Origin of the sequence: Aquimarina rhabdastrellae (assembly GCA_947387485.1) — a bacterium.
GTDB lineage: Bacteria > Bacteroidota > Bacteroidia > Flavobacteriales > Flavobacteriaceae > Aquimarina.
In genome coordinates this window covers 33,827-55,921 of record CANDNT010000007.1, presented here as the reverse complement: position 1 = coordinate 55,921, position 22,095 = coordinate 33,827, and the positions used below count along the sequence as shown (strand labels likewise).

At 31.8% G+C, this 22,095-nt stretch carries 21 protein-coding genes; 14 read left to right on the top strand and 7 right to left on the bottom strand.

The window, feature by feature from the left end:
• Positions 1 to 113: 113 nt before the first annotated feature.
• Positions 114 to 509 (top strand): hypothetical protein, encoded by a 396-nt coding sequence (locus ACYEKI_RS12060; protein ID WP_459211447.1) that lies wholly within the window; start codon positions 114 to 116, stop codon positions 507 to 509.
• A gap of 92 nt (positions 510 to 601) precedes the next feature.
• Here ACYEKI_RS12060 and ACYEKI_RS12055 read toward each other — a convergent pair whose 3' ends face one another.
• From ACYEKI_RS12055 to ACYEKI_RS12030, 6 genes are all read right to left on the bottom strand, one after another.
• Positions 602 to 1,453: a DUF5777 family beta-barrel protein gene (locus tag ACYEKI_RS12055; RefSeq protein WP_459211446.1), complete on the bottom strand. Its 852-nt coding sequence runs from the start codon at positions 1,451 to 1,453 to the stop codon at positions 602 to 604.
• 136 nt (positions 1,454 to 1,589) lie between these two features.
• Entirely contained in the window at positions 1,590 to 1,991 is a 402-nt protein-coding gene (locus ACYEKI_RS12050; RefSeq protein ID WP_459211445.1) for a hypothetical protein, read from the bottom strand.
• The gene (locus ACYEKI_RS12045; protein WP_459211444.1) at positions 1,972 to 2,511 is read right to left on the bottom strand and encodes a YceI family protein; all 540 of its coding nucleotides are present in this window, start codon (positions 2,509 to 2,511) and stop codon (positions 1,972 to 1,974) included. Before ACYEKI_RS12045 ends, ACYEKI_RS12050 begins: the two co-directional genes overlap by 20 nt.
• A 13-nt stretch (positions 2,512 to 2,524) precedes the next feature.
• Entirely contained in the window at positions 2,525 to 2,893 is a 369-nt protein-coding gene (locus ACYEKI_RS12040) for a c-type cytochrome domain-containing protein (RefSeq protein WP_459211443.1), read from the bottom strand.
• Positions 2,894 to 2,919: 26 nt separating this feature from the next.
• Positions 2,920 to 4,038, bottom strand: a complete 1,119-nt coding sequence (locus ACYEKI_RS12035) for a hypothetical protein (protein WP_459211442.1) — start codon at positions 4,036 to 4,038, stop codon at positions 2,920 to 2,922.
• Positions 4,039 to 4,074: 36 nt separating this feature from the next.
• A complete protein-coding gene (locus ACYEKI_RS12030; RefSeq protein ID WP_459211441.1) occupies positions 4,075 to 4,464 on the bottom strand; it encodes a hypothetical protein in 390 nt (129 codons plus the stop codon).
• A 322-nt stretch (positions 4,465 to 4,786) separates the two neighbouring features.
• Between ACYEKI_RS12030 and ACYEKI_RS12025 the strand changes: the two genes are divergently transcribed.
• The 13 genes from ACYEKI_RS12025 to ACYEKI_RS11965 all read left to right on the top strand — a co-directional run bounded on the left by ACYEKI_RS12025 (position 4,787) and on the right by ACYEKI_RS11965 (position 21,153).
• Positions 4,787 to 5,287, top strand: a complete 501-nt coding sequence (locus tag ACYEKI_RS12025; RefSeq protein WP_459211440.1) for a DUF6787 family protein — start codon at positions 4,787 to 4,789, stop codon at positions 5,285 to 5,287.
• 154 nt (positions 5,288 to 5,441) lie between these two features.
• The gene (locus ACYEKI_RS12020; protein WP_459211439.1) at positions 5,442 to 5,756 is read left to right on the top strand and encodes a hypothetical protein; all 315 of its coding nucleotides are present in this window, start codon (positions 5,442 to 5,444) and stop codon (positions 5,754 to 5,756) included.
• Positions 5,757 to 5,776: 20 nt separating this feature from the next.
• On the top strand, positions 5,777 to 6,013 hold the full coding sequence (locus tag ACYEKI_RS12015) for a hypothetical protein (RefSeq protein ID WP_459211438.1): 237 nt from the start codon (positions 5,777 to 5,779) through the stop codon (positions 6,011 to 6,013).
• Between the two features lie 135 nt (positions 6,014 to 6,148).
• A complete protein-coding gene (locus ACYEKI_RS12010) occupies positions 6,149 to 6,475 on the top strand; it encodes a DMT family transporter (RefSeq protein ID WP_459211437.1) in 327 nt (108 codons plus the stop codon).
• A gap of 22 nt (positions 6,476 to 6,497) precedes the next feature.
• Positions 6,498 to 7,703: an aromatic ring-hydroxylating oxygenase subunit alpha gene (locus ACYEKI_RS12005; RefSeq protein WP_459211436.1), complete on the top strand. Its 1,206-nt coding sequence runs from the start codon at positions 6,498 to 6,500 to the stop codon at positions 7,701 to 7,703.
• Positions 7,704 to 7,711: 8 nt separating this feature from the next.
• Positions 7,712 to 8,785, top strand: a complete 1,074-nt coding sequence (locus ACYEKI_RS12000; protein WP_459211435.1) for a 2Fe-2S iron-sulfur cluster-binding protein — start codon at positions 7,712 to 7,714, stop codon at positions 8,783 to 8,785.
• Positions 8,786 to 8,878: 93 nt separating this feature from the next.
• Positions 8,879 to 9,763 (top strand): GTPase Era, encoded by an 885-nt coding sequence (era, locus tag ACYEKI_RS11995; RefSeq protein WP_459211434.1) that lies wholly within the window; start codon positions 8,879 to 8,881, stop codon positions 9,761 to 9,763.
• A gap of 445 nt (positions 9,764 to 10,208) precedes the next feature.
• Entirely contained in the window at positions 10,209 to 11,012 is an 804-nt protein-coding gene (locus tag ACYEKI_RS11990) for a M90 family metallopeptidase (protein WP_459211433.1), read from the top strand.
• An 81-nt stretch (positions 11,013 to 11,093) separates the two neighbouring features.
• Positions 11,094 to 12,401, top strand: coding sequence for a ribosome biogenesis GTPase Der (gene der / locus ACYEKI_RS11985; RefSeq protein ID WP_459211584.1), 1,308 nt, complete (start codon positions 11,094 to 11,096; stop codon positions 12,399 to 12,401).
• A gap of 697 nt (positions 12,402 to 13,098) precedes the next feature.
• Positions 13,099 to 16,131, top strand: a complete 3,033-nt coding sequence (locus ACYEKI_RS11980; protein ID WP_459211432.1) for a sensor histidine kinase — start codon at positions 13,099 to 13,101, stop codon at positions 16,129 to 16,131.
• Positions 16,128 to 16,874, top strand: coding sequence for a LytR/AlgR family response regulator transcription factor (locus ACYEKI_RS11975; RefSeq protein ID WP_459211431.1), 747 nt, complete (start codon positions 16,128 to 16,130; stop codon positions 16,872 to 16,874). Before ACYEKI_RS11980 ends, ACYEKI_RS11975 begins: the two co-directional genes overlap by 4 nt.
• Before the next feature lie 229 nt (positions 16,875 to 17,103).
• Complete coding sequence (locus ACYEKI_RS11970; RefSeq protein WP_459211430.1) at positions 17,104 to 20,379, top strand: T9SS type A sorting domain-containing protein; 3,276 nt, start codon at positions 17,104 to 17,106, stop codon at positions 20,377 to 20,379.
• Between the two features lie 435 nt (positions 20,380 to 20,814).
• The gene (locus ACYEKI_RS11965) at positions 20,815 to 21,153 is read left to right on the top strand and encodes a hypothetical protein (protein WP_459211429.1); all 339 of its coding nucleotides are present in this window, start codon (positions 20,815 to 20,817) and stop codon (positions 21,151 to 21,153) included.
• Positions 21,154 to 21,765: 612 nt separating this feature from the next.
• On the opposite strand, the gene ACYEKI_RS11960 is transcribed toward ACYEKI_RS11965, so the two are convergent.
• A complete protein-coding gene (locus tag ACYEKI_RS11960) occupies positions 21,766 to 22,095 on the bottom strand; it encodes a MerR family transcriptional regulator (RefSeq protein ID WP_459211428.1) in 330 nt (109 codons plus the stop codon).

Below are 22,095 nucleotides of genomic sequence, written 5' to 3'. Positions count from 1 at the left end.
TGATATTATGCATAATAGGTAGTATGATTTTGTATAGAAAAGAAGAGTTAACATGGTATAACCCAATTTATCTGAGCTTTATTAGTAGTATCTTACTATTGAAATTGTATCATTTGAAAAATATATATGATAAAAAAAAGCAAAATAGTATTCAGTTTGTTGAATATTCAAAAGGTATATCTTATGGAGAAATTCTAGCAACTCTGATTATTTTTTTGATGGTATTTGTGAACCCTAATGAGAATATGAAGATATTTGGAATACTGATTCTAACCAATATTGTTGAAATAATATTCCCAATATTAAGGTGGAACATATTAATAGAAGATAATACTTTGTATAGATCTTCGATCTTAAAAAAAGGAATCTTAATAAAAGATATTATAGAAACTGCAGATCCAGAAGGAGAGCATCTTTATATAAAAACTAAGGATAGAAAAATTGAAATAAAATTAAATAAAACAGAGAGTGCTAATGTCTATAATTACATTAAAAAACACCTAGTTTAAAATCATTAAACTAGGTGTCATAATTAAATTAAGGTAAACATAACGTGGGTTAATACCTGTTATATAGTGTAATCGATAAATAACAAAGGGTATTAAAAAACTCTTACGATATTGAATCCAAAAAAGATATCTCCATCACCCCAATCTCCTTCTGCATTACTAAAAAAACCAGGTTCGTTAGTCGATTGTGCATTAGAAAATAGTAATTGAAAAACATGTCCTCCAGTTTCAATATCCATACCTATAGATAACGGATTCGTATAAATCGAACTCTCATGTCTCACAAAATTATAAGCATAATCAGCATTGATCGAGATACGTTTACTTAACTTTAATCTACCTCCTACACCTATAGCAAATTGATCGTGATCATGCCCATCTGTAAACTCTAAGTTTTGGCGGATATAAGTCGGAGCTATTTCCAAAGAAAGTGCTTTAGAAAAACGTCTAGAGACTAATAATTGAGTAGCATAACTAAAACGATCTTCAAACTCTAATAAAGGATAACGTTCTTTTCGCAAAGCGGTATTGACGTTTACAGTAGTATATCCTACCAGATTAACAGGAAACTTAGAAGATTGTCTAGCTAATCGTATTTTGGCAGCTCCTGCATAGGTCTTTCTTAAAGACTCTCTACTTATACTTATTTGTAAACCATCAAATAATCCATATAATAATTGAATTTTTGTATTGGCATTATCTAGTCCAAAAAAGGTAGACAATCCATCCTTAAGTGTCCCAAAACGATGAGAAACATAAAGATAAAAATCACCTTTTGCAGCTATTTTGGTCGATTGTAAATTGGCAATTTTCATAGCTTTAAAAGCAGGTGCTTCAAAAACTTCAGATTGAGTAGTATCATTGAGTTCGTCAAGCAAGTCATCTTGAGCTTGAAGTGTGCAAAGACTACAGAAAAAACATAAAAATAAATAATAATATTTCATTAGTATAAGTTGTTTAATAAGGCATTGATGATGGTATTTATAACTAGATTGCATAGTGTATTTAACCCTATTTATAAACCCAATAAGCATTTATAAAAGAGCTAAAAATAGTTGAGAAATAAATACTACAGATAAATCATTGAAGTGTTTTGATCCATATAGATTGATCTAATTTTAATTCTTCAAGAAGATCATCATATCCCATAACACGTCCTTTAAGTTGGATACGATCATTCACAGATATGGTTTTGAGTTGATCTGTAGTTTTAAACTGGCAATAGATAGAAGAATCAAGAGTTACCCCATTAGCATCTATACTAGATATAGTTCCCTCTATAATTACAATACTATTTTGCCATACATCAGGATTTGTTTTGATATTATCAAGTAAAACAGTTGCCTGACCGTTAAATTTAGCTTCTAAATCTTCAATCTGTTGATGAGGTTTATAAGCATAACGATAACCTATGAATCCACATATAAGCAGTGCTATTCCTAAAAAAAGTAAAACCTTAAGGCTATTTTTTGATAAGTTCATAATGAGCAGTTATTATAATTTCTTCAGCGATTTTTTTACGTACAATACTTGGGATTTTAATATTAAAATCACCAGGAGTTACTTTAAATGTAGTTTTTAGAATCAGTTTATCGTCTTTCTTACTTAGTTGAGCAATAGTCTTAATATCTTTTTCAACACCTCTTACTGTTAAAACACCTTCAAGAGGAACTTCAGTAGACGTATCACTTAAATTATTGTTATTAAAACCGAGAAGTTTTCCTTTAAAAGTAGCTTTAGGAAACTGATCAGAATCCATATAATTTTCATTAAAATGCTCTTCCATTAAAGCAACTTTAAATCGAAAACCTTTTATAAATAACAAGGCAGCAAAATCACCTGTTTCTGTTTTTAATACAGCAGACGAACTGTTATTTTTTGCAGCAACTTCCTCAAACGCTTGAACAGAAGCGCTAAACTCTGTAAGACCAGTTTTTGTGTAGTACTTTTGCGCAAAGCAAACTTGTGAAAGCAAAAGCGCAAATAGAATTAAATTTTTCATAAGATGTTGTTGTTTAGTTTTCTGGGAAACCATCGGCAACCCATTTATCCATTTGTTGACGTATTTGTGCAGATAATACTCCAGAAGGAGGCATAGGATTCGCAATGTCGTTCATGCGCTGAATCATATTACTGCTCTCTGCCGAAGCTCTTACATTTTGATAAGTTGTCAAATCCAGACCAGCACTAGGACTAGGACCTCCATGGCAAGTGATACAATTGTTAAACATGATGTTTTGTACCTCAGGATTGTATTTGACATCGGTTTGTAAAGGAGGTAAATCATCTGTAGACTCTTGAATAATATCAGCATGAGAGCAGCTCCATAAAGCAATGCATGTCAAAAAGAGAAGAGTCGATTTAATAAAATTAGATCTTTTCATAGTGCAATAGAATTAAGTATGGATAGTTAGTTTTGTATAGTGATATTATCTATGGTGATTTCTTGTTGCTGTTCTGGTGTGATAGTAACTGTTTGACTTACATGAGTAATGTCACCAGTGTCTATAAAACCATTCTCATTAACATCTGCTATGATAGTTACATAGTAAGTTCCTGGATGTAAATAGGTAAACAAGAATTCATTTTGAGTTTTAATAATTTCAGGAAACTTGAGTAAAGAATTTTGCAAAGCATCTGCCTGTAAAAACCCATTAGCATCGGTTAAAGATTCTTTTGATAGGTATACAAATAATACTTTGTCGGTAATAGCAGGATTACGGATTACTTTTACATTGAGATATCCTAGATAGGGATGTTCTAGAATAGTAAACGGATCTTTATCAAACTCTAAAAAGGTAGCAGACCTAGGTTGAGTATCTCCAGTATTAACCCATAAGTTTTCTTGAACAAAACCATTAGAAAAATCTTTTTCGATAATGTTTTGAGGAAAGTTTACAGCAGTTGCAGCAGTATTGGCCAAATCGAGATTAAACTTTTTTGCTTTAAAAGTCATATGTCTAGTAGGAGGGATTGCAGCACCTAGTTTACTAGTATAGGCATTAAAATACAAGCTATCATTTTTAAATCGCAATTCCATAGACATAGTTCCTATACCTCCTACAGCATCGACTAAGCGGTAATAATCACCATTAGTATTTTGATTTACACTATCAAGTACAAAATAGCTAGCACGATAAATACCGTTAAGATCGCCACCATTACGCGCCATGATAGTACGTTTACCTTTAAACTCAGAAACAAAGAAAGAAGTAAGTAAGTTTCCTTGAGTACCACCTTCATAAATACCGTGTATATGAGAAGGAGATATGGCTCTATAATCAAAAGAAAACCATGGGTAGTCAATATTAATTACGCGATTCATACCGATCCAATGTCCTTGCATTTTTTCGAGTAAATCGAACCCTTTTTCGTTAATGTCAACAGGATTAATAGTTACTGTACCAGTAGGGGTAGGATCAGGATCAGTATTGACAATATTGATAGCACTTTCTTCTATATTTTCTTCGCAACTAGTTAATGCCAATAGAAAACAGAAAGTATAAAGGAGTTTAATAAAATTATTCATTTTTGATGTTGTTTTTAAATAGTATCAGATGTTTTATTATTTTGTTCTTACCCACTTTTCTGTAAGTGGTTGATGCATTACCATAGAGGTGACTTTTAAGGTGTCTTGATGGATTTGATCAATAATAATAGAGGGGGAATGCCGTTTATGAGTATTAGAGGTCTTTTTTTTATGATATGTTTTCCCATCTTCAGTAACAAGATCAGTAAAAAAATACCCAGGATCACCATCGGCTATAGTATATTGAGTGGTGCCATCGTTATAATAAAGAGCTTTGCCATAAAACGTTCTTTCCCTGTTACTTATTTCATAGGTGGCTTTATAAAATGGACTAATAACATTCCATTTACCTACAATACTTGTTTCTTTCTTAGTACAAGAGACAAAAAAGAATAAAGAAAAGATTAGTGTTGTTAATAATTTCATTGTTAGTTATTTGTATGGGTTTTGTGCAAAATTAGAAGAAGTTGAAGGGCTTTTTTTTGACATAAATCAAAATCTATCAAAAGCAGTTTTTTTGACATATGTCAAAAGAAAAAAGTAAAAAGAGGAAGTACATTTGCAGCAGTGATTATTAAGAACCTAAGTTTGTTTATAGCAGTAAGTAGAAATATGATTTTTTGAGGTATATTGCGCCCCTTTTTAAAAGATATATAAGTAGTGTATCTTTAAAAAAAATAGACAAGCTTAGGTTTTATAGTTTATAGTAGAAATAAAATAGAGGGAAGCGATTAAAGATAAGAAGAGTATGAAGCAGTTGAGAGCATATTGGCAGATAGAAAAAACATGGCAATACTTATGGTTAATTATAGGAGTAGCAGCATTAGTATATATAGGCTATAAGTTAGCAAACCTTATTATTCCAGTATTAAGTACACCAGCGTATAATTATGCGATAGTAACTGTAGTAACAATCATTATAGCGTATGCTTTATTAAAAATAACCTTGAAAATATTTGATAAAGTAGAACAACGCTGGCAAGTGCAGTACAGGTGGGAGATGATTGTGATCTTTATTGTGTTTTCTATCACAGGTTCAACTTCTGTTATGGTAGGTAGACCTATTTTAAAAGCTATAGGTTTAAATACAGAAAATTTACCAGCCATAGTTTATTGGCCTTTATTTATACTAGCAAGCTTCATTTTTTATCAAATATTTTTGGTTTCATTTGGATGGTTATTTGGGCAGCATGCATTTTTCTGGAATATGGAAAAGAAAATGCTCAAGAGATTCAGAATATTAAAATAAATCTTATTTGAGATTTAAATTCGATTTTTAAGCAGTAATTTTTTTAAATTTAAGTGTAATACTTTGATTAACAGTTTGTATTTTAATCAAAAAGGGATGAGGTACGCTTATGTTTAACCTTCAGCAATTTCGAATAACATTAAGAAATAGACTCATGAGTACATCTAAATTAACAGAACAAATGCAAAAACGTAAGGCTATAACTGCAAATAAACAACATAATAGAAACTCTATAAAGTGGAGGACAATTATTGGGTTAATTATGCTATATGTTGTGACCATAATGGATTGGCAATGGGCATGGGGAATCTTGTTTTTATTTTGGGTTATACCAGATATTTTTAGAGGAAAAACATATTTTATAGAACCTATAGATAAAGAAGAAAATCCATGGTTGTACTGGATTATTGTAATCTCGTGGATATGGATGGCCTTATTTTCATTTTCGGTTTTGATTATTGATTATTAAGAATAAGTAGAGAAAAACTTATGAAAAAGTGGAAGACAACCACCGCATTAATCATGATGGTATTTGCCATTGTATTTGATTGGCAATGGTTTTGGATCGCTTTAATTGTATTAGGAATACTTCATGCCTTAAAAACCAAAACCATACACTTTGTAGAAGAAACATCACGTAAAGAATCTCCGTTACACTATTGGATACTTATCATCATCTGGGTAGGGATAGTCATATTTGCAGTATATGAGTATATACTCAATTAAACAGAACTTCAAAAAACAAATAACGATTTTGACTTAAGTCAAAAGAAAATAATGAGGTGCTAAATATCTTTGTTTGAGAAGAATAAAAGCAAGATGGTTTGCTTAAATTCTTAATAACCAAAAAACAATAAAGATATGAAGTGGATCATATTACTACTTTCTATAGCCTTTGAAGTATTAGGCACAACAGCAATGAAATTAGGAGCACAGGGAGGCAAAAATGCTATATACTGGAATATTACCGTATGGGTAGCCTATATTCTCTGTTTTGGTCTTTTGCAATATGCTATGAAGTATTTTGAGCTAGGAACTGTATATGCAATATGGTCAGGTATAGGAATTACTATACTAGCATTGATTGGTTATCTGGTGTTTAAAGATGAGTTTTCAACTGCAAAAATAGTTTCAATAGCTTTGATCATAGCCGGTATTGTAGGTTTAAATTTAAGTGGAGCACATTAATACGATAAATTCAGAAAAAGATATGTCAACAACGAAAAATACAAAAATGATGCATGCTTTACCCGTAGCAGCATATACGTCGCAAGAATGGTTTGATAAGGAAATGGAGCTCATTTTTAGTAAAACTTGGCAATTTGCTGGATTTATCGAAGATGTGGCAGAAGCAGGAGATTATATCAGTGTGCAAGCAGGGCTAAATAATATTTTTATTATAAAAGGAAGAGATGGGCGATTAAGAGCATTTCACAATATGTGTAGACATAGAGGAACACAATTATTAAGAGCTATAGGAAAAGGAAAAAAAGCAATTACTTGCCCATATCACGATTGGACATATGACTTAGAAGGAAAACTGATAAGCATACCCAAAAAAGAAGAAGAATTTCCTCAGCTAAAAGGAGAGCTACATCAATGCGATCTTAATTTACATGAAGCTTCTGTTGATATTTTTAAAGGAATGTTATTTGTACATCCAGATAAAGATGCGCCTTCCATTATGGAGTATTTTGGAGAAGTAGAACCTTATTTGGGACCACATATTGTTGAAGAATTGGTCGAATATTCTGAGTCTGAAACAGAACCCGTATATGCCAAAGAGATTAATGCAAATTGGAAAATTATAGTAGAAAATTATATCGATCATTACCACTTGGCGCATTTACACGAAGGAACCTTAAATATGTATGACCATGCCAAAGCAGAATTTGGATGGATAGGACCACACTATTGGTTTTATGAGCCATTAGTACCAGAATATGCCGCAGATGTAAAAAATGCATCACCTCAACCGTTGATAGATTCAGTTCCAGAAGATAAGATAGGTGCTTATGTCCCGTGGTTGTTTCCTAATATAGGACTTTCTGAAGGAGAAAGTACATGGAGTACCTTTCATGTTACACCGTTAGCCCCAGATAGAACGCTAGTTGTGATTCGCTCAAAAGTGATGAATGTAAGCGAATGGGAATTCACAAAGCAATACACAAAATCTTCAATGCATAAAGTATGGAAACATTATGGTAATAAAGGAAAATACGAAGGTGATCCAGAAACAGACCCTATGGCATCTGGAGATTTTATGGCAGAAGATGTTTATGCATGCGAGCAGCAACAAAAATCATTACAATCACCACTATTTAGTGTAGGAGCACAAGCCCAAAGAGGAGAATATGCAATTTATAAATTTCAAAGTGTAGTAAAAGAATGGATGGAAAAACATCAAGATAAATAAGATAGCATATGAGTACATTCTATAACCTAAAAGTAATTGATGTTGTTCAAGAAACATCAGAATCGGTAGTTATTGCATTTGATGTGCCATATGAACTGTATGAAACATTTGATTATAAGCCAGGACAATATGTTACTTTAAAATTTAATATCAACGGAGAAGAAGTGAGGAGATCCTATTCTTTATGCAGTAGTCCAGTACTAGAAGAACCACTAAGAATAGGAGTAAAACGAGTAAAAGATGGTCTAGTTTCAAATTATATCAATGATAATATACGACCAGGAGATTTTATAGAAGTAATGCCTGCTGATGGACGTTTTTATGCAGATGTTAAAAAGTCAAACTATAAGACATACTACTTATTTGCTGCAGGAAGTGGTATTACACCTATACTCTCAATTTTACGTACAGTATTAGTTACAGAAGAAAGAAGCTATGTCTATATGTTTTATGGTAACAAGAGCGAAGAAACGATTATGTTTAAAAAAGAATTGGACACGCTGTTACAAGATTATGGAGATCGATTTATACTAGAGCATACATTGAGTAGACCAAAAGCAAAATGGTCTGACCTATGGAATACAAAACAAGAAGAATACAGAAAAGGAAGAGTAGATGAGAAATCGATTACATGGTTTATTAATGAATATCCTTTATATGCTCAAAATGCAGAGTATTATATATGCGGACCAGGAGCAATGATTGCTAATACAGAAAAAGCATTACAGCAAATAGATGTACCCTCAAGTCGTATTTACAAAGAAAGCTTTGGTGGTAAGGTAGTACAACAAGAAGTAGCAGCAATAGCAAATGCGGCACTTAATGCACGTTTAAATGGTAAAAGTATTACAACTACAATACCTCAAGGAAAAACAATTTTAAGAGCATTAATAGATCAAAAATACAATCCGCCATATTCTTGTGAAGGAGGTGTTTGTTCTACATGTAAATGTAAGTTAAAAGAAGGCAAAGTGCATATGCATAACAATTTAAGTCTAGATGAAGAAGAAGTTGCAGCAGGATATATATTGAGTTGTCAAAGCGTACCTATGAGTGATAAAGTGACTATAGAATACTCATAAAAAGAGATTGAGAAAGGATAAGTATAGAAACGATAGGGATTTTTTTACAGCGCATTAAATAATAGCTACCTTTGCAAAGTAAAAAGTAAGTATATGGAGCATAAAGCAGGTTTTGTTAATATTATAGGAAACCCTAATGTAGGTAAGTCTACTTTAATGAATGCTTTTGTAGGAGAAAAATTATCAATAATCACTTCAAAAGCACAAACAACACGACATAGAATATTAGGAATTGTAAACGGAGATGATTTTCAGATGGTATTATCCGATACCCCGGGAATCATTAAACCAGCCTATGAATTACAATCCTCAATGATGGATTTTGTGAAATCTGCATTTGAAGATGCAGATGTACTCATCTATATGGTAGAAATAGGAGAAAAAGCATTAAAAGATGAAGCTTTTTTTAATAAAATTACCAATGCAAAGATTCCAGTACTTTTATTACTAAATAAGATCGATACATCTAATCAAGAACATCTAGAAGAACAAATGTTGCTATGGAGAGAAAAAGTACCTAATGCAGAGATTTATCCTATATCGGCATTAGAGAACTTTAATGTAAAAGAAGTGTTTGAACGTATCGTATCGTTATTACCAGCATCACCACCATTTTATCCAAAAGATCAATTAACAGATAAACCTGAACGCTTCTTTGTAAATGAAACGATAAGAGAAAAAATTCTATTGCATTATAAAAAAGAAATTCCGTATGCAGTAGAAGTAGAAACAGAAGAGTTTATAGAAGATGAGGAGATCATACGAATTAGATCGGTGATTATGGTAGAAAGAGATTCTCAAAAAGGAATCATTATAGGACATAAAGGAAGCGCGCTTAAACGAGTAGGAATGGAAGCACGTAAAGATTTAGAGCAATTCTTTGGAAAACAAATACATATAGAATTGTATGTGAAAGTCAATAAAAACTGGAGAAGTAACGAACGTCAATTAAGACGATTTGGTTATCAAAAAAAATAGCATACAATAAATGTTTAATATAAAAACGGTAAGTTTTTCATCTTTTGAAACTTACCGTTTTTGTTTGTATAAAGAGCATAAACATCCGTAAAAACAATGTGGAAAAGCCACAGACAACATAGAAACGGAGTATTCTATATTTGCGACTAGAAATTATTTCACTGACTAACTATCAATTATGAAAAAGGTTCAGCTGCTATACAAAAGCAGTTGACCTTTTTTCGTTTAAATAGAAAAACTATCACAACAAAAATGGTAGGATACTAAATGCTGTTTTAGAAATACTTAGGTGAATAAGAGCAATAACAACCATAATAAAATTTTGTTTTCACACGCTTACGAAAAATAGCAAAGGCTAAAGTGTAGGCTGTTATTTTTAAGAACTAGTATTTTTGTGCCGGCTATCAAAAAAATGATAGTGATTCATTAAAGCAAAAAAACGATAATGCAATTACAACTGATTATTATAGGAATAGTATGCATAACAATTCTCCTATTTTTAGTATTAAAAAAGAAACAAGAAAAAACCGTAATAGCGCCAATACCCGAAGCGTGGAGAAAAATCTTAGAACAAAAAGTTGTATTCTATAGAAGATTATTATCGCTAGATCAAAGACGATTTGAAGATGAGGTAATGCGATTTTTGAGCGAAATAGTAATAGAAGGTGTAAAAACAGAAATTACAGACGAGGATAAGGTATTAATAGCAGCTAGTGCAGTCATACCTATTTTTGGTTTTGAGAGTTGGAAATATACGAATCTAAAAACCGTATTGATTTATCCAGATTATTTTGATCAAAACCTCAACTTCGAAAATCCAGAAGGGATAGCAGCTATTGCAGGATTAGTAGGAACAGGACGTTTTGAAAATCAAATGATATTGTCAAAAAAAGCATTGCATCATGGATTTGATAACAACTCAGATAAATTAAATACAGCGATACATGAGTTTGTACACTTATTAGATAAAAGTGATGGCGCAATAGACGGAATTCCAAAGGCATTATTAGAAAATCATCAATACATACCATGGTTGCAATTGATGCATCATAAAATGGAAGCTATAAATAAAGATAAATCAGATATACGAAACTATGGAGGGACATCAGAAACTGAGTTTCTTGCTGTAGCTTCAGAATATTTTTTTAGTAGACCTAAACTATTAAAACGAAAACACCCAGAATTATATAAAATGATGGTAGCCTGTTTTAAGCAAGACTTAGCAAAAAGAAAAAGCTTCACAAAATAGAAAAATAAAAATATAAAACCTAAATGTATTGCTCCTAGAATAAAAAGTATAATTTTGCAAAAAAATATAGAATCTAGTACGATGAGTAATATTGTAGCGATTGTAGGGCGACCTAATGTAGGAAAATCAACTTTTTTTAATCGATTGATTAAAAGAAGAGAGGCGATAGTAGATGCCGTGAGTGGGGTGACTAGAGATCGCCATTATGGAAAGAGTGACTGGAACGGAAGAGAATTTTCGTTGATAGATACAGGAGGATATGTTGTAGGAAGTGATGATATATTTGAAGAAGAAATAGATAAGCAAGTAGAATTAGCTATAGACGAAGCAGATGCTATTATTTTTATGGTAGATGCAGAATCAGGAATCACAGGAATGGATGAGGATGTAGCTAAGCTATTGCGAAAAGTAAAAAAGCCAGTATTATTAGCGGTAAATAAAGTTGATAATGCAAAGCGAGAAGCAGATGCAGTAGAGTTTTATAACCTGGGATTAGGAGAATATTACACTATAGCCAGTATTAACGGAAGCGGAACAGGAGAATTACTAGATGCGCTAGTAGAAGTACTACCAGAAAAAGAGGAAGTAATAGATGATAACTTACCGCGATTTGCAGTAGTAGGGCGACCTAATGCAGGGAAATCTTCTTTTATTAATGCGTTAATAGGTGAAGATCGTTATATCGTAACCAATATTGCAGGAACAACACGTGATGCGATAGATACAAAATACAATCGTTTTGGATTTGAATTTAACCTTGTAGATACTGCAGGTATTCGTCGTAAATCAAAGGTAAAAGAAGATCTAGAATTTTACTCAGTAATGCGATCTGTAAGAGCTATAGAACATAGTGATGTATGTCTATTAGTAGTAGATGCAACAAGAGGGTTTGATGCTCAGGTACAAAATATATTTTGGTTGGCAGAGCGTAACCGTAAAGGAATCGTGATCTTAGTCAATAAATGGGATCTGGTAGAGAATAAGCAAAGCAATACCTTAAAAGACTTTGAGAAACACATCAAAAAACAAATAGAACCATTTACAGATGTGCCTATAGTGTTTATCTCTGCTTTGACAAAACAACGTATCTATAAGGCTATAGAAACAGCTGTAGAGGTATATAAAAACAGGTCAAAAAAGATCAAGACAAGTGTGATGAACGATACTATGTTACCTATTGTAGAACATTATCCACCACCAGCATACAAAGGAAAATATGTAAAGATTAAGTACTGTATGCAATTACCTACACCTCAACCACAATTTGCGTTTTTCTGTAACTTACCACAATATGTAAGAGATCCATATAAGCGATATATAGAAAACCAGTTGAGAAAGGAATTTGACTTTAACGGAGTACCAGTATCAGTATATTTTAGAAAGAAATAAAATAGTTAATAAGATATCAAAAGCCAAAAGCGAGTTACAATAATGTAACTCGCTTTTGGCTTTTAGAGAAAAGAGATTAGCTGAATCAAAAATGAAAATAATAAGTGTAAAGGTTTTTTAAGTTATAGTGTTTATATATTGAGTCTATCGTTGTGTTAATTGAATACTTATGAGAATATTAAGTAATACTATATTTTCTGGTAAGATTATTTTTTTTGTGGCATGAAAAGCTACATTGTCTATTACTAATATTTTAAATTCCTAAGACTTATGTTTGCTAAAATCTTCAAGGCTTTTTAAAAAGCTCTTCAGCTTTAGGATCTTTTCTTATAATGGGACTTTTGAATCACTTTCAATTTGGATTTATGCTTACATCTACAATGAGTGTAGAGTACAAAATAAGAAACAATCTCAGCTGATTCTTCCTCTATCAATAGTTTTAACTCAATATAGGTAGTAACCGTAGTAGTCGGAACGGATAGCTTTTCTACTAAAAAATCTAAATCCTTTCCTATGAATAATATAATTTTTTTGGTATAATAAAAGACAAGCATTATACCAGTAAAATCAAAATGATAATAATTCAAAAAAGAATTTTTCAATTATTAAGTTTTCTGTTTTTTGCTGCTATAATTTTCTTTTTTAGCGCCGTCAGGTATCATTGATTTTTATAGTTTAATAAGATAAATTGAGAAAGTTGAATAAGTATTTAAAAACATTAATTTTCCTTTTCTTATGGCTACTTTTCAGTCTGTCATTTGCTCAGGAATCTTTTGTGCCACATACGATTAATTATACTGTTCATGATGGACTGCCGAGTAATGAAGTATATTATATATTTCAGGATCATGACCATTATCTCTGGTTTGGAACCGATAATGGTATCTCAAAATTTGATGGAAAAACATTTGAGACATTCAATTCAAAACATGGACTTCGGTTTAATAATGTTGTGGGAATTCAGGAAGACCATCAGCAAGTTTTATGGGTAGCAACTTTAAATAGTCAGCTGTTTTATTTGGATCGAGCTACCATGAAGTTCAAACCTTATGTTTATAACGCTGTCATTAACAGTGAAATTGATGACAGTACGTTATTACATTCATTTTATGTAGATGAAGAAAGTAATGTCTCTCTCGGAACTAATAAGGGATTATACCAGATCAACTCAGAAGGAGTAATTACAAAAGACTCCATTAATGAGCAAGTATTAGATTATGGATATGTTGGTATTGAAACCGACTCTGGTTCCTGGCTTAATTTTCGAAAATATGATCCTAAAGGAAGAACTCAATTGTACTTTCTTACCCATATCGATAATAAAAGCAAATCAGTAAGTAAATATTCTTTGAAAGAATTTAAAGGAAGTACTGTGCACAAAATTCATAATCATTCTTGTGCTAAGTGGTTACGACGTGAAGAAAACATTTTTGCTATAACGCCCTCCGGTTTCTTTCAAGTTGATGAAAAAAAGTCGAATGAAATACCTCTTAGTATTAAAGGGGAAGTACTTGATATTTATTCAGATCGGGAAAAAAATATTTGGTTTGGAATGAGGGGAGAAGGAGTGTATCTATACAGAGAGAGCGATTCCACCTTTAAATCACCCATTAACTTTCTAAATGGTCATAGTATCTCTCACATTTTCCATGATAAAAATGGAGGTCATTGGTTTTCTACTATTGATAATGGTATTTTTTATATGCCACATCAATCTGTCGAAACCCTTCAACTATCAAACAGTAATTATATTACTAGGTTGGTGACAGTCATGAAAGATCAGCTATATTTTGATTCCGATTGGAATACACTTTATAAGTTAGATCAAAACAGTTATTTAAATAAAATTGATTTCACACCGTTTACCAATGACATATATAGAATTAAAAATGTGAATTTGGGTTTTGACAACAAGGAATTAATAGTAAATGCTGATGTAACCTCTTCAACGAAGTTTATCAATAAAAAACAGCTTAAAAGATCCAAAGATCAAACAATTATAAGATCTTCTTTTATAAAAAATGTTCCATTTGCTTATGGAAAAATTCTTTATGGATACCAAACCATTAAAGTAGATAGCACATTTTGGTTAAGTCATCAATATGGATTAACACAACTTGATCAAAGCGGAAATGCTATTTATTATAGTGAGGAAGATGTTGGTCAACATCGTTTTTCGAACTTAACTCTAGACAAAGAAGGAAATATTTGGATTTCAGGATTAAGTAGTATATGGAAATGGACTCCCGATAAAAAGCTGATCAATATGGGGCTTGAGGATTCAATATTAAATTGTAAAGCCAATTGCTTTCTTCCGTTAGATGAATTGATTCTGATTGGATCAGAAAATCAAGGGCTGATTGTTTACGAAGATGACTCGTCATATACATTACCCCTTAATGGCAGAATAGAATATAGTGTCAATGCTCTGGAAAAAAGTGAAAATGGTCATATATGGGCAGCCACATCTCATGGTATTTTCGAGCTAATTCCATCATTGACTGGGTACACTATTCGACAATATGACAAGCATAATGGACTTCCTTCGGATTATATTTTTGATTTAGCAGTATTTCAAGATTATGTGTATTGTGGAAGTGAAAGCGGGTTATTTCGTTTTAAACCAGAAGAAATAATAAGTACCGAAAATACCTCACCTCTTTACATTACTAATATTTTCATTAATGATAGAGATACTATTTTAGAAAAGCATTATGAATTGAATTATGATCAAAATTATCTGAAGATTGGTTTTACAAACATCAATCCTATTCTGCAAGGAGAATTGCGGTATCGGTATAAAATAGAAGGGTTGGATTATTCGTGGCATTATTCCTCTTCAAATTTAGTCTCATTTCCCAAAATTGCTCCCGGAAATTATCAATTCATTGTTCAGGCACAAGGCGAAAATCATTTATGGACTTCAAAAGCTGGATTTACTTTTAATATCCTTCCTCCCTTCTGGCAAACTGTTTGGTTCAAACTATCTGTAATAGGTTTAATTTTGGGTGTTGTATTATTTGTGTTTAGTTATCAAAGACGAGTCGCTCAAAAAAGGTTAAAACTTCAACAAGCTCTTTCTACAAGTCAATTGGATGGACTCAATAGACAAATGAGCCCTCATTTTATATTTAATGCATTAAATGCAATTCAAAATTATATTTTAGAAAATAACATTCTTAAATCTCATGAATATTTAGGTAAATTCTCTCAATTGATGCGTTCTAATCTTGAAAGTTCTCGTGAAATTCTAATCTCGATCGAAGAAGAAATGGAGTACATCAAAATGTATATGGAGATTGAAGTTGTTCGATTTAATGATAAGATTACATTCAGTATTCAATGTGACGATAGAATTCATCAATCAACAACGATGATTCCTCCGTTCCTTCTTCAACCTTTAATGGAAAACGCAATTATTCATGGAGTTGGGAGTCTCGAAAATGGAGGACACATCGCTTTAGTAATTGAATTGATAGATAATTATATCAAATGCAGTGTTATAGATAACGGAGTTGGAAGAAATGATTCAATCAAACAACATGATTTTTTAGTAGAAGATAAGAGCTCTTTAGGGCAAACGATCATCAAAGAACGTTTATTTTTAATCCAATCCCTTTATGGAGATCCTACTTCTTTCTATTATAAAGATTTATTGGAAGATTCAGAACTTCCAGGAACTGAAGCAGTTGTTATACTTCCTATAATTAATAAAAAAATAGAGTCATGAGAATAGTGATTATTGACGATGAAGAACAAGCTAGAAACCAGCTTCAGAAAATTATAACAAACTATTGTAAAGGTGTAGCAGTAGTAGGAGAAGCAAGAGGTGTGAGAGAGGGGTATCAAGTTATTCAAAGTCAGCAGCCAGATATTGTTTTCGTAGATATTCTCATGCCAGATGGAACAGGGTTTGATTTGTTGGAACAATTTCCAGATCGCAATTTTGATGTTGTTTTTGCTACAGGGTTTAATCAATTTGCTATCCAAGCATTTAAAGTAAGTGCCATTGATTATTTGTGCAAACCAGTGTTGATTAATGACGTTATTAATGCAATACAAAAAGTAATTGAAAGGCCTTTTCGTCGAAATGATTTAAAAGTACTTGAAGAAAATCTTTCTCATAATTTATCGAATCCAGATCAAGAAACGCTCGCTGTTATTGGACGTTTCAAAATAGATCTTATTGAAATTAATAACGTTGTTCGTTTACATTCTGAAAAAAAATATGTTGACATATATACGCTGGACAAGAAAGTAACTTCTCCCAAAGCCCTTAAAGAATACGAAAGCATACTCAAAAATAAACTTCAATTTATTCGAGTTCATCAATCGCATATAATTAACATGAAATTCATAGATCATGTAGACAGAAAAGATGGTAGTTACATCGTGATGAAAGATCAAAGTACTATTCCTATTTCTAGAAGCTTTAAAGAAAAATTCATGAATTATCTCCGCGAAATGGCATAATGAATATAAATTAGATATAAGCATAATGCTTAGCATAAAAATCTGTCAACACTTTCTAATAACTTTAATGTTATTGTTTTAATTATTTGCGCTTAATTCATTTTTGCAGATTAATCGCTTTTGTTTGTAGTTTGTCACCTTTAACAGGTCGAATACCTGTTTGAGACTTTTTCAGTTTTGATACTTAATAGTTTTGTGATTATAAGAGTAACTTAAATAACTAATCAAAATGAAAAAACTATTAACAGTATTACTAAATTGTGTTGTATTCATCACATTCGCACAAAATGAAAAATCCAACTGGTTTTTTGGAAGACCCTATGGTGTTCCAAACTCCACTTATCAATTCGACGGTTCTAGTGGTCTTTTAACCCCTGTTTTACCAGGGCCTACAGTAAGCCCTGATTTTGGTTTTGAAGCAACTTTTATTGCTAATAATCTCGAAACAGGTGACTTAATGTTTTTTACTGACGGGAAATTCGTGTATGATGAGAATCATGTTCAACAGGACTCTAACCTAAAAGGGAACCCCTCTTCTGCTCAACCTGTTGCTGTTTGTCCAGTTCCTATATGTCCGATGAGGGACGATTACTTTATTTTTTCGAATCCTACAGGAAAACAAAATGGTACATGGAGCAGAGGCCCGTTAAGTGTAGCTGTCTATTCCACTGATGGAACCATTAGCACACCTGTAGATATAGGTAACAAGATAGGAGAAGGATTGATGATTGTTCCATCACTTGTTGATCCAATGGTTTTTTGGTTGTTTACCAGAGACTCAGATCCAACTTCTGTAGAAGGACAAAATCACTCAACATTTAACGTATATAGAATTGATGCTTTAACAATTGATTCATTGAGTACATTAACACCACATTTTACATTTCATTTAGAAGATGTAAATGTGGATCGATATTCAATCATGCAATTTACCTACAATACAAGGTCAACTCAAGGGGAGCCTTTTGTAATAATTGGTGCCTCTGACCGAATTGGAGATGCAGCCTATATTTTTGAATTCAATACCGAAACTGGAACTGTTAATGTTGACTCTAATAACGTTGTAGATGCGAATGATTTTAAAACGGTTCAATGTAATGAAGTTTATGATTTAGAATTTTCTCCAAACGGAGAATTCTTGTATACTATGGCAACACATTCTCCTAAGCTAATTCAACACAATTTGAGTGCAGGTACCCAAACAACCATTGCTACATGGTTAAGTCATTGGGGAGGTGGATTAGAGACATCACCAGATGGAAGCAGAATTTATATGGTTCATGAGCAATCAACCGCTCCGAACAAATCTTTCTTGAGTGATATAGTAACACCCAATGTTGATGCTTCATCTCCAGCATTTGTTTTTAATAATCACTCCCAAATGTTAAATGTTAAGGTCTATAACTTGCCTGAGTTTATTGAAGTACCTCAGTGGAAAACAGAAATTCAAATTTCAGGATCTGACATTTTATGTTCCGATTTAAACACAGTTATCCTCAATTCTATATTAGATCCAATGGGGCAAACTGTTAACAGTTACAGATGGTATAAAAACGGTGTTTTACTGACAGGAGAAACCTTTCCAACATTAGAAGTTTCTGAGCCGGGAATTTATAAGCTTGAAGTGTATTTTACCAATGGATGTAGAGTTATTGATGAGGTTGAAATTAGAGAGGCCGAAAGCATTTGTGAATGTGCACAGGCTTCATCTTCTACTATAATCGAAAATAATCTAACTATTACTCAAAATACAATTTGGGATGATAAAGTGTATATTGCCGACAATGTTACAGTCACCGTAGATGGTGCTACACTAGATATTACCAATGTAGATGTCATATTTGGAAGTTGCGCTGAAATTGATTTCATCAATGATGCAAAATTAAGAGCCAACAACTCTGTATTCCGTCCATGTGATGTCAATGAAGTTTGGAATGGTTTAGATTTTGATGCATCTACTGATAACCGAATAAACGAATGTACATTTAAAAATGCGCGTGTTGCATTAGAATTTACTAATCAATCGGAAGCAGAAGTACACGGTACTTTATTTAAAAATTGCCTGAATGGTATTATCGCTTCATGTGGGGTTTATAATGCTGCTATTACACACAACGAGTTTGTAGTCGATAATGATTATCCTTCAGCAGCAAGCTGTAATGTAAGTACAGGTACTACTTTTCTCTATTCTAGTGGAACAGATTTCGAAGGAGAAGTAGCTGGTAACTCAGTGCAAAATACTTCTGATATTGCTTTTATCAATTACGGGATTTATATGCAACGAACCAATAGTGCTTTCATCAATAATAATGAAATTGTGAATGCGGCTACTGGTATCTATTGTACATTTGAAGATTCACCAAATGATGAGGCTCACATTGCGAATAACAGAATACTGGCGATAGATAGAAATCTTATTTATGGAATTCGAATGGGAAATATGGTTAATGGTGTTATAAGCGGAAACGAAATTTCTTCGAATAATGGAATTATTGACAATGGTATTTATACCTACAATTGTGATCAAAGTGAGTATAGAACTAATTTTATTTCACAAACCTCGAATGGTATTACAATAAATCGAGGGACCAACTCTTTGGTGGTTGATAATTCAATTAAACGAGCATCATTGAGAGGAATTCAATTGCCTTATATCAGTCATGTAAAAGTTGCTTGTAACGAAATTGACATTGATGATTTTACGGGAAGTATACATCAGGGAATTGGAATTCGCTATTATGGTAATAGCAGTAGCACAAATAATGAAATTAGCAGCAATTGTGTGTTAAACTCGGTTAATGCGATGTATGTTGGGGGATTAAACAGTTCTGATGAATTGCCAAAAATTAGAAATAATTTCTTCTATAATTATGGGCATTATGGTATTTATAATCATAATCTAAGTGGTAATATTGGTTCGGCGACTGAGCCAGGAATGAATACTTTCTACTCAAATAGTAATGCATATGATATTTACAGTGCTTCAGGAACAATTAACACTTACGACAACTTTAGCTTGAGTCAATATAATGCTCCTAATGTATCTATTTTCTCTAATTCGGAAATATACTCAACAGCAGCTTGTGCCAAGACGTTATATGGAGTAAATAATCAAACTAATTGGATAGAAGAGTTGTTGTGTTATGATGATTCTTTTCTAACACCAACTAGTACTAGTAGTACCCTTGCTAATAATAACGAAGAATTCCCTGAAGTAGTTTATACAACTGGGGTTGGACAAACAGTTATAATGGATGTGGCAACATTAAATGTGTATCCTAATCCTGTTCAAAATGAAATTAACATTTCGTTTGTAACCGATGAAGAAAAAGTAAATGGTCAATTATTGATTTTTACGATGGATGGGAAACACATTAAGGAATTCCCTATTAATATTGTAGCTGGAAATGTACGAGTAAATATCGGTGACTTAGCTAAAGGAATGTATATCATAAATTTGATGAGTGATAATGAAATTCAAACGACTCGATTTATCAAGGAATAATACAACACAATACGAATATATCATTGACTAGTCCTAAATAAGGATTACAGTTATTAAATAGATTAAACATCATCTAAAACTATAGTTTTAGATGATGTTTTTTTTCGATAAGATTTTATTTTGATTTTGTTTTGTTGATGTAAAAAAGAATATGCTCAATTAAGCTAAAATGATAAATTAAAATGTTTTAGTTATTGAGTTTACGGTCACTTCGGCAGGCTCAGTGACCAAACAAGCTCAGTATCCACAATCATAATGATTATTGTATTTGTAGCCAAAGACTGTAAAAGGCTATTTCTCAAACTAAATAAAACCAAAATATCCTTAGAACTAAGGAGTAAAACCATCACTATATAGGATAAGATTAACTATTAATCACAACTATTTTAGATATCATTAAATAATGTATAATAAACAATTACAAATTATTCATTTATGGAGATGATTAAAGAAAAAGAATATATCTGGGTAAAGCTTTTGTGGGCGATAATAATTTCTGGGTTATTACCTGTTTTAGGAGGTTTAATAATAATTTATCGTGGATTTATAAACTTCAACAAAAAGTTTGTGAAAATGTATAAAATCAAACATAAACCAATATATGTAAAAGATAGAAGATATAAAACAGGACTTCGATTTGAGGGAATGAAACAAGTTAAAGTTCCTGTAAAAGTTGAGATTAATAATGAACAAAAGTTAAAAGCGAGAAAAAAGAGTTATGGATATTTTGTATTAGGTATTCTTTCTATTATAACTCATCTTGTTATTTTTTAAGAATTAAAAACAAAAACAATAAGAAAGAGGCTATTCAAAACGAATAACCTCTTTCTCCCCTTGTAAATAATTAATTGATAAAAAAAGCAATTTCTCAATAGAAAAATTCTTTAAAAACAGCTTATATAGTATGAATAAAAAAGTCTAAAAATGCATTTAGAATTTTTAACAAAGATATAGATATATAGTGATGTTAGGCTGCGGTAAATACGTAAAAGAATTGAGAGTAAACAATGAGGTTTATACGCTAAAATATAGTATAAAATTTAGCTGTATTTTATTACTGACTGATAGCGAGTTTTTTGAAAAAATGACTGTGATCAAAAAACAATATTCAAGGGGCAATGTTAAAAGTTGTGTGCATATTATATTTATGAATGTCAAATACAGAATTAAGAATAACGATTGCAAATTTTGATTTTAGATTTGTTTACTCTAAAATCATCAACTACAGAACTTAAAAACAACTAAATGAACTAATTAAGCTCTTTGTGTTTTATATTCAAGCCAACTCATCCTTCGTAGCTAAGCACTCTTCACTCTTGATCTTAAATGAATTAGAATGTAAAAGAAAAGACAAAATAATATTAAAAAAAAAGAGCAGTTATGAAATTACAATTGCTCTTTAATTTTTATAAGTTGTGCTTTTATATTGTTAAGCTTTCTAATAATATCAAAACTATCCAAAGCCTGTTGTCGTTGTTCTTTAAGATGAACTTTTGCTCCTTCAAGAGTAAAGCCACGTTCTTTAACAAGGTGATAAATCAATTCAAGATTTTTGATATCATCCTTAGTGAACTTTCGATTTCCTTTTGCATTTTTTTTAGGCTTAAGGATATCAAACTCTTTTTCCCAGAATCGAATTAAAGAAGAATTTACATCAAATGCATCAGCAACCTCTCCAATTCCATAATACATTTTTTTCGGTAAATCTACATACAT

Bases quoted from the DNA above. Each gene is read 5' to 3' on its own strand.
- ACYEKI_RS11975 (WP_459211431.1), top strand. From the start codon at position 16,128: ATGAGAATAGTGATTATTGACGATGAAGAACAAGCTAGAAACCAGCTT.
- ACYEKI_RS12000 (WP_459211435.1), top strand. From the start codon at position 7,712: ATGAGTACATTCTATAACCTAAAAGTAATTGATGTTGTTCAAGAAACA.
- der (WP_459211584.1), top strand. From the start codon at position 11,094: ATGAGTAATATTGTAGCGATTGTAGGGCGACCTAATGTAGGAAAATCA.
- ACYEKI_RS12040 (WP_459211443.1), bottom strand. From the start codon at position 2,893: ATGAAAAGATCTAATTTTATTAAATCGACTCTTCTCTTTTTGACATGC.
- ACYEKI_RS12015 (WP_459211438.1), top strand. From the start codon at position 5,777: ATGAAAAAGTGGAAGACAACCACCGCATTAATCATGATGGTATTTGCC.
- ACYEKI_RS11960 (WP_459211428.1), bottom strand. From the start codon at position 22,095: ATGTATGTAGATTTACCGAAAAAAATGTATTATGGAATTGGAGAGGTT.
- ACYEKI_RS12045 (WP_459211444.1), bottom strand. From the start codon at position 2,511: ATGAAAAATTTAATTCTATTTGCGCTTTTGCTTTCACAAGTTTGCTTT.
- ACYEKI_RS11965 (WP_459211429.1), top strand. From the start codon at position 20,815: ATGGAGATGATTAAAGAAAAAGAATATATCTGGGTAAAGCTTTTGTGG.
- ACYEKI_RS12005 (WP_459211436.1), top strand. From the start codon at position 6,498: ATGTCAACAACGAAAAATACAAAAATGATGCATGCTTTACCCGTAGCA.
- ACYEKI_RS12030 (WP_459211441.1), bottom strand. From the start codon at position 4,464: ATGAAATTATTAACAACACTAATCTTTTCTTTATTCTTTTTTGTCTCT.
- ACYEKI_RS11990 (WP_459211433.1), top strand. From the start codon at position 10,209: ATGCAATTACAACTGATTATTATAGGAATAGTATGCATAACAATTCTC.
- ACYEKI_RS12050 (WP_459211445.1), bottom strand. From the start codon at position 1,991: ATGAACTTATCAAAAAATAGCCTTAAGGTTTTACTTTTTTTAGGAATA.
- ACYEKI_RS12025 (WP_459211440.1), top strand. From the start codon at position 4,787: ATGAAGCAGTTGAGAGCATATTGGCAGATAGAAAAAACATGGCAATAC.
- ACYEKI_RS11970 (WP_459211430.1), top strand. From the start codon at position 17,104: ATGAAAAAACTATTAACAGTATTACTAAATTGTGTTGTATTCATCACA.
- ACYEKI_RS12010 (WP_459211437.1), top strand. From the start codon at position 6,149: ATGAAGTGGATCATATTACTACTTTCTATAGCCTTTGAAGTATTAGGC.
- ACYEKI_RS12020 (WP_459211439.1), top strand. From the start codon at position 5,442: ATGAGTACATCTAAATTAACAGAACAAATGCAAAAACGTAAGGCTATA.
- ACYEKI_RS12055 (WP_459211446.1), bottom strand. From the start codon at position 1,453: ATGAAATATTATTATTTATTTTTATGTTTTTTCTGTAGTCTTTGCACA.
- ACYEKI_RS12035 (WP_459211442.1), bottom strand. From the start codon at position 4,038: ATGAATAATTTTATTAAACTCCTTTATACTTTCTGTTTTCTATTGGCA.
- era (WP_459211434.1), top strand. From the start codon at position 8,879: ATGGAGCATAAAGCAGGTTTTGTTAATATTATAGGAAACCCTAATGTA.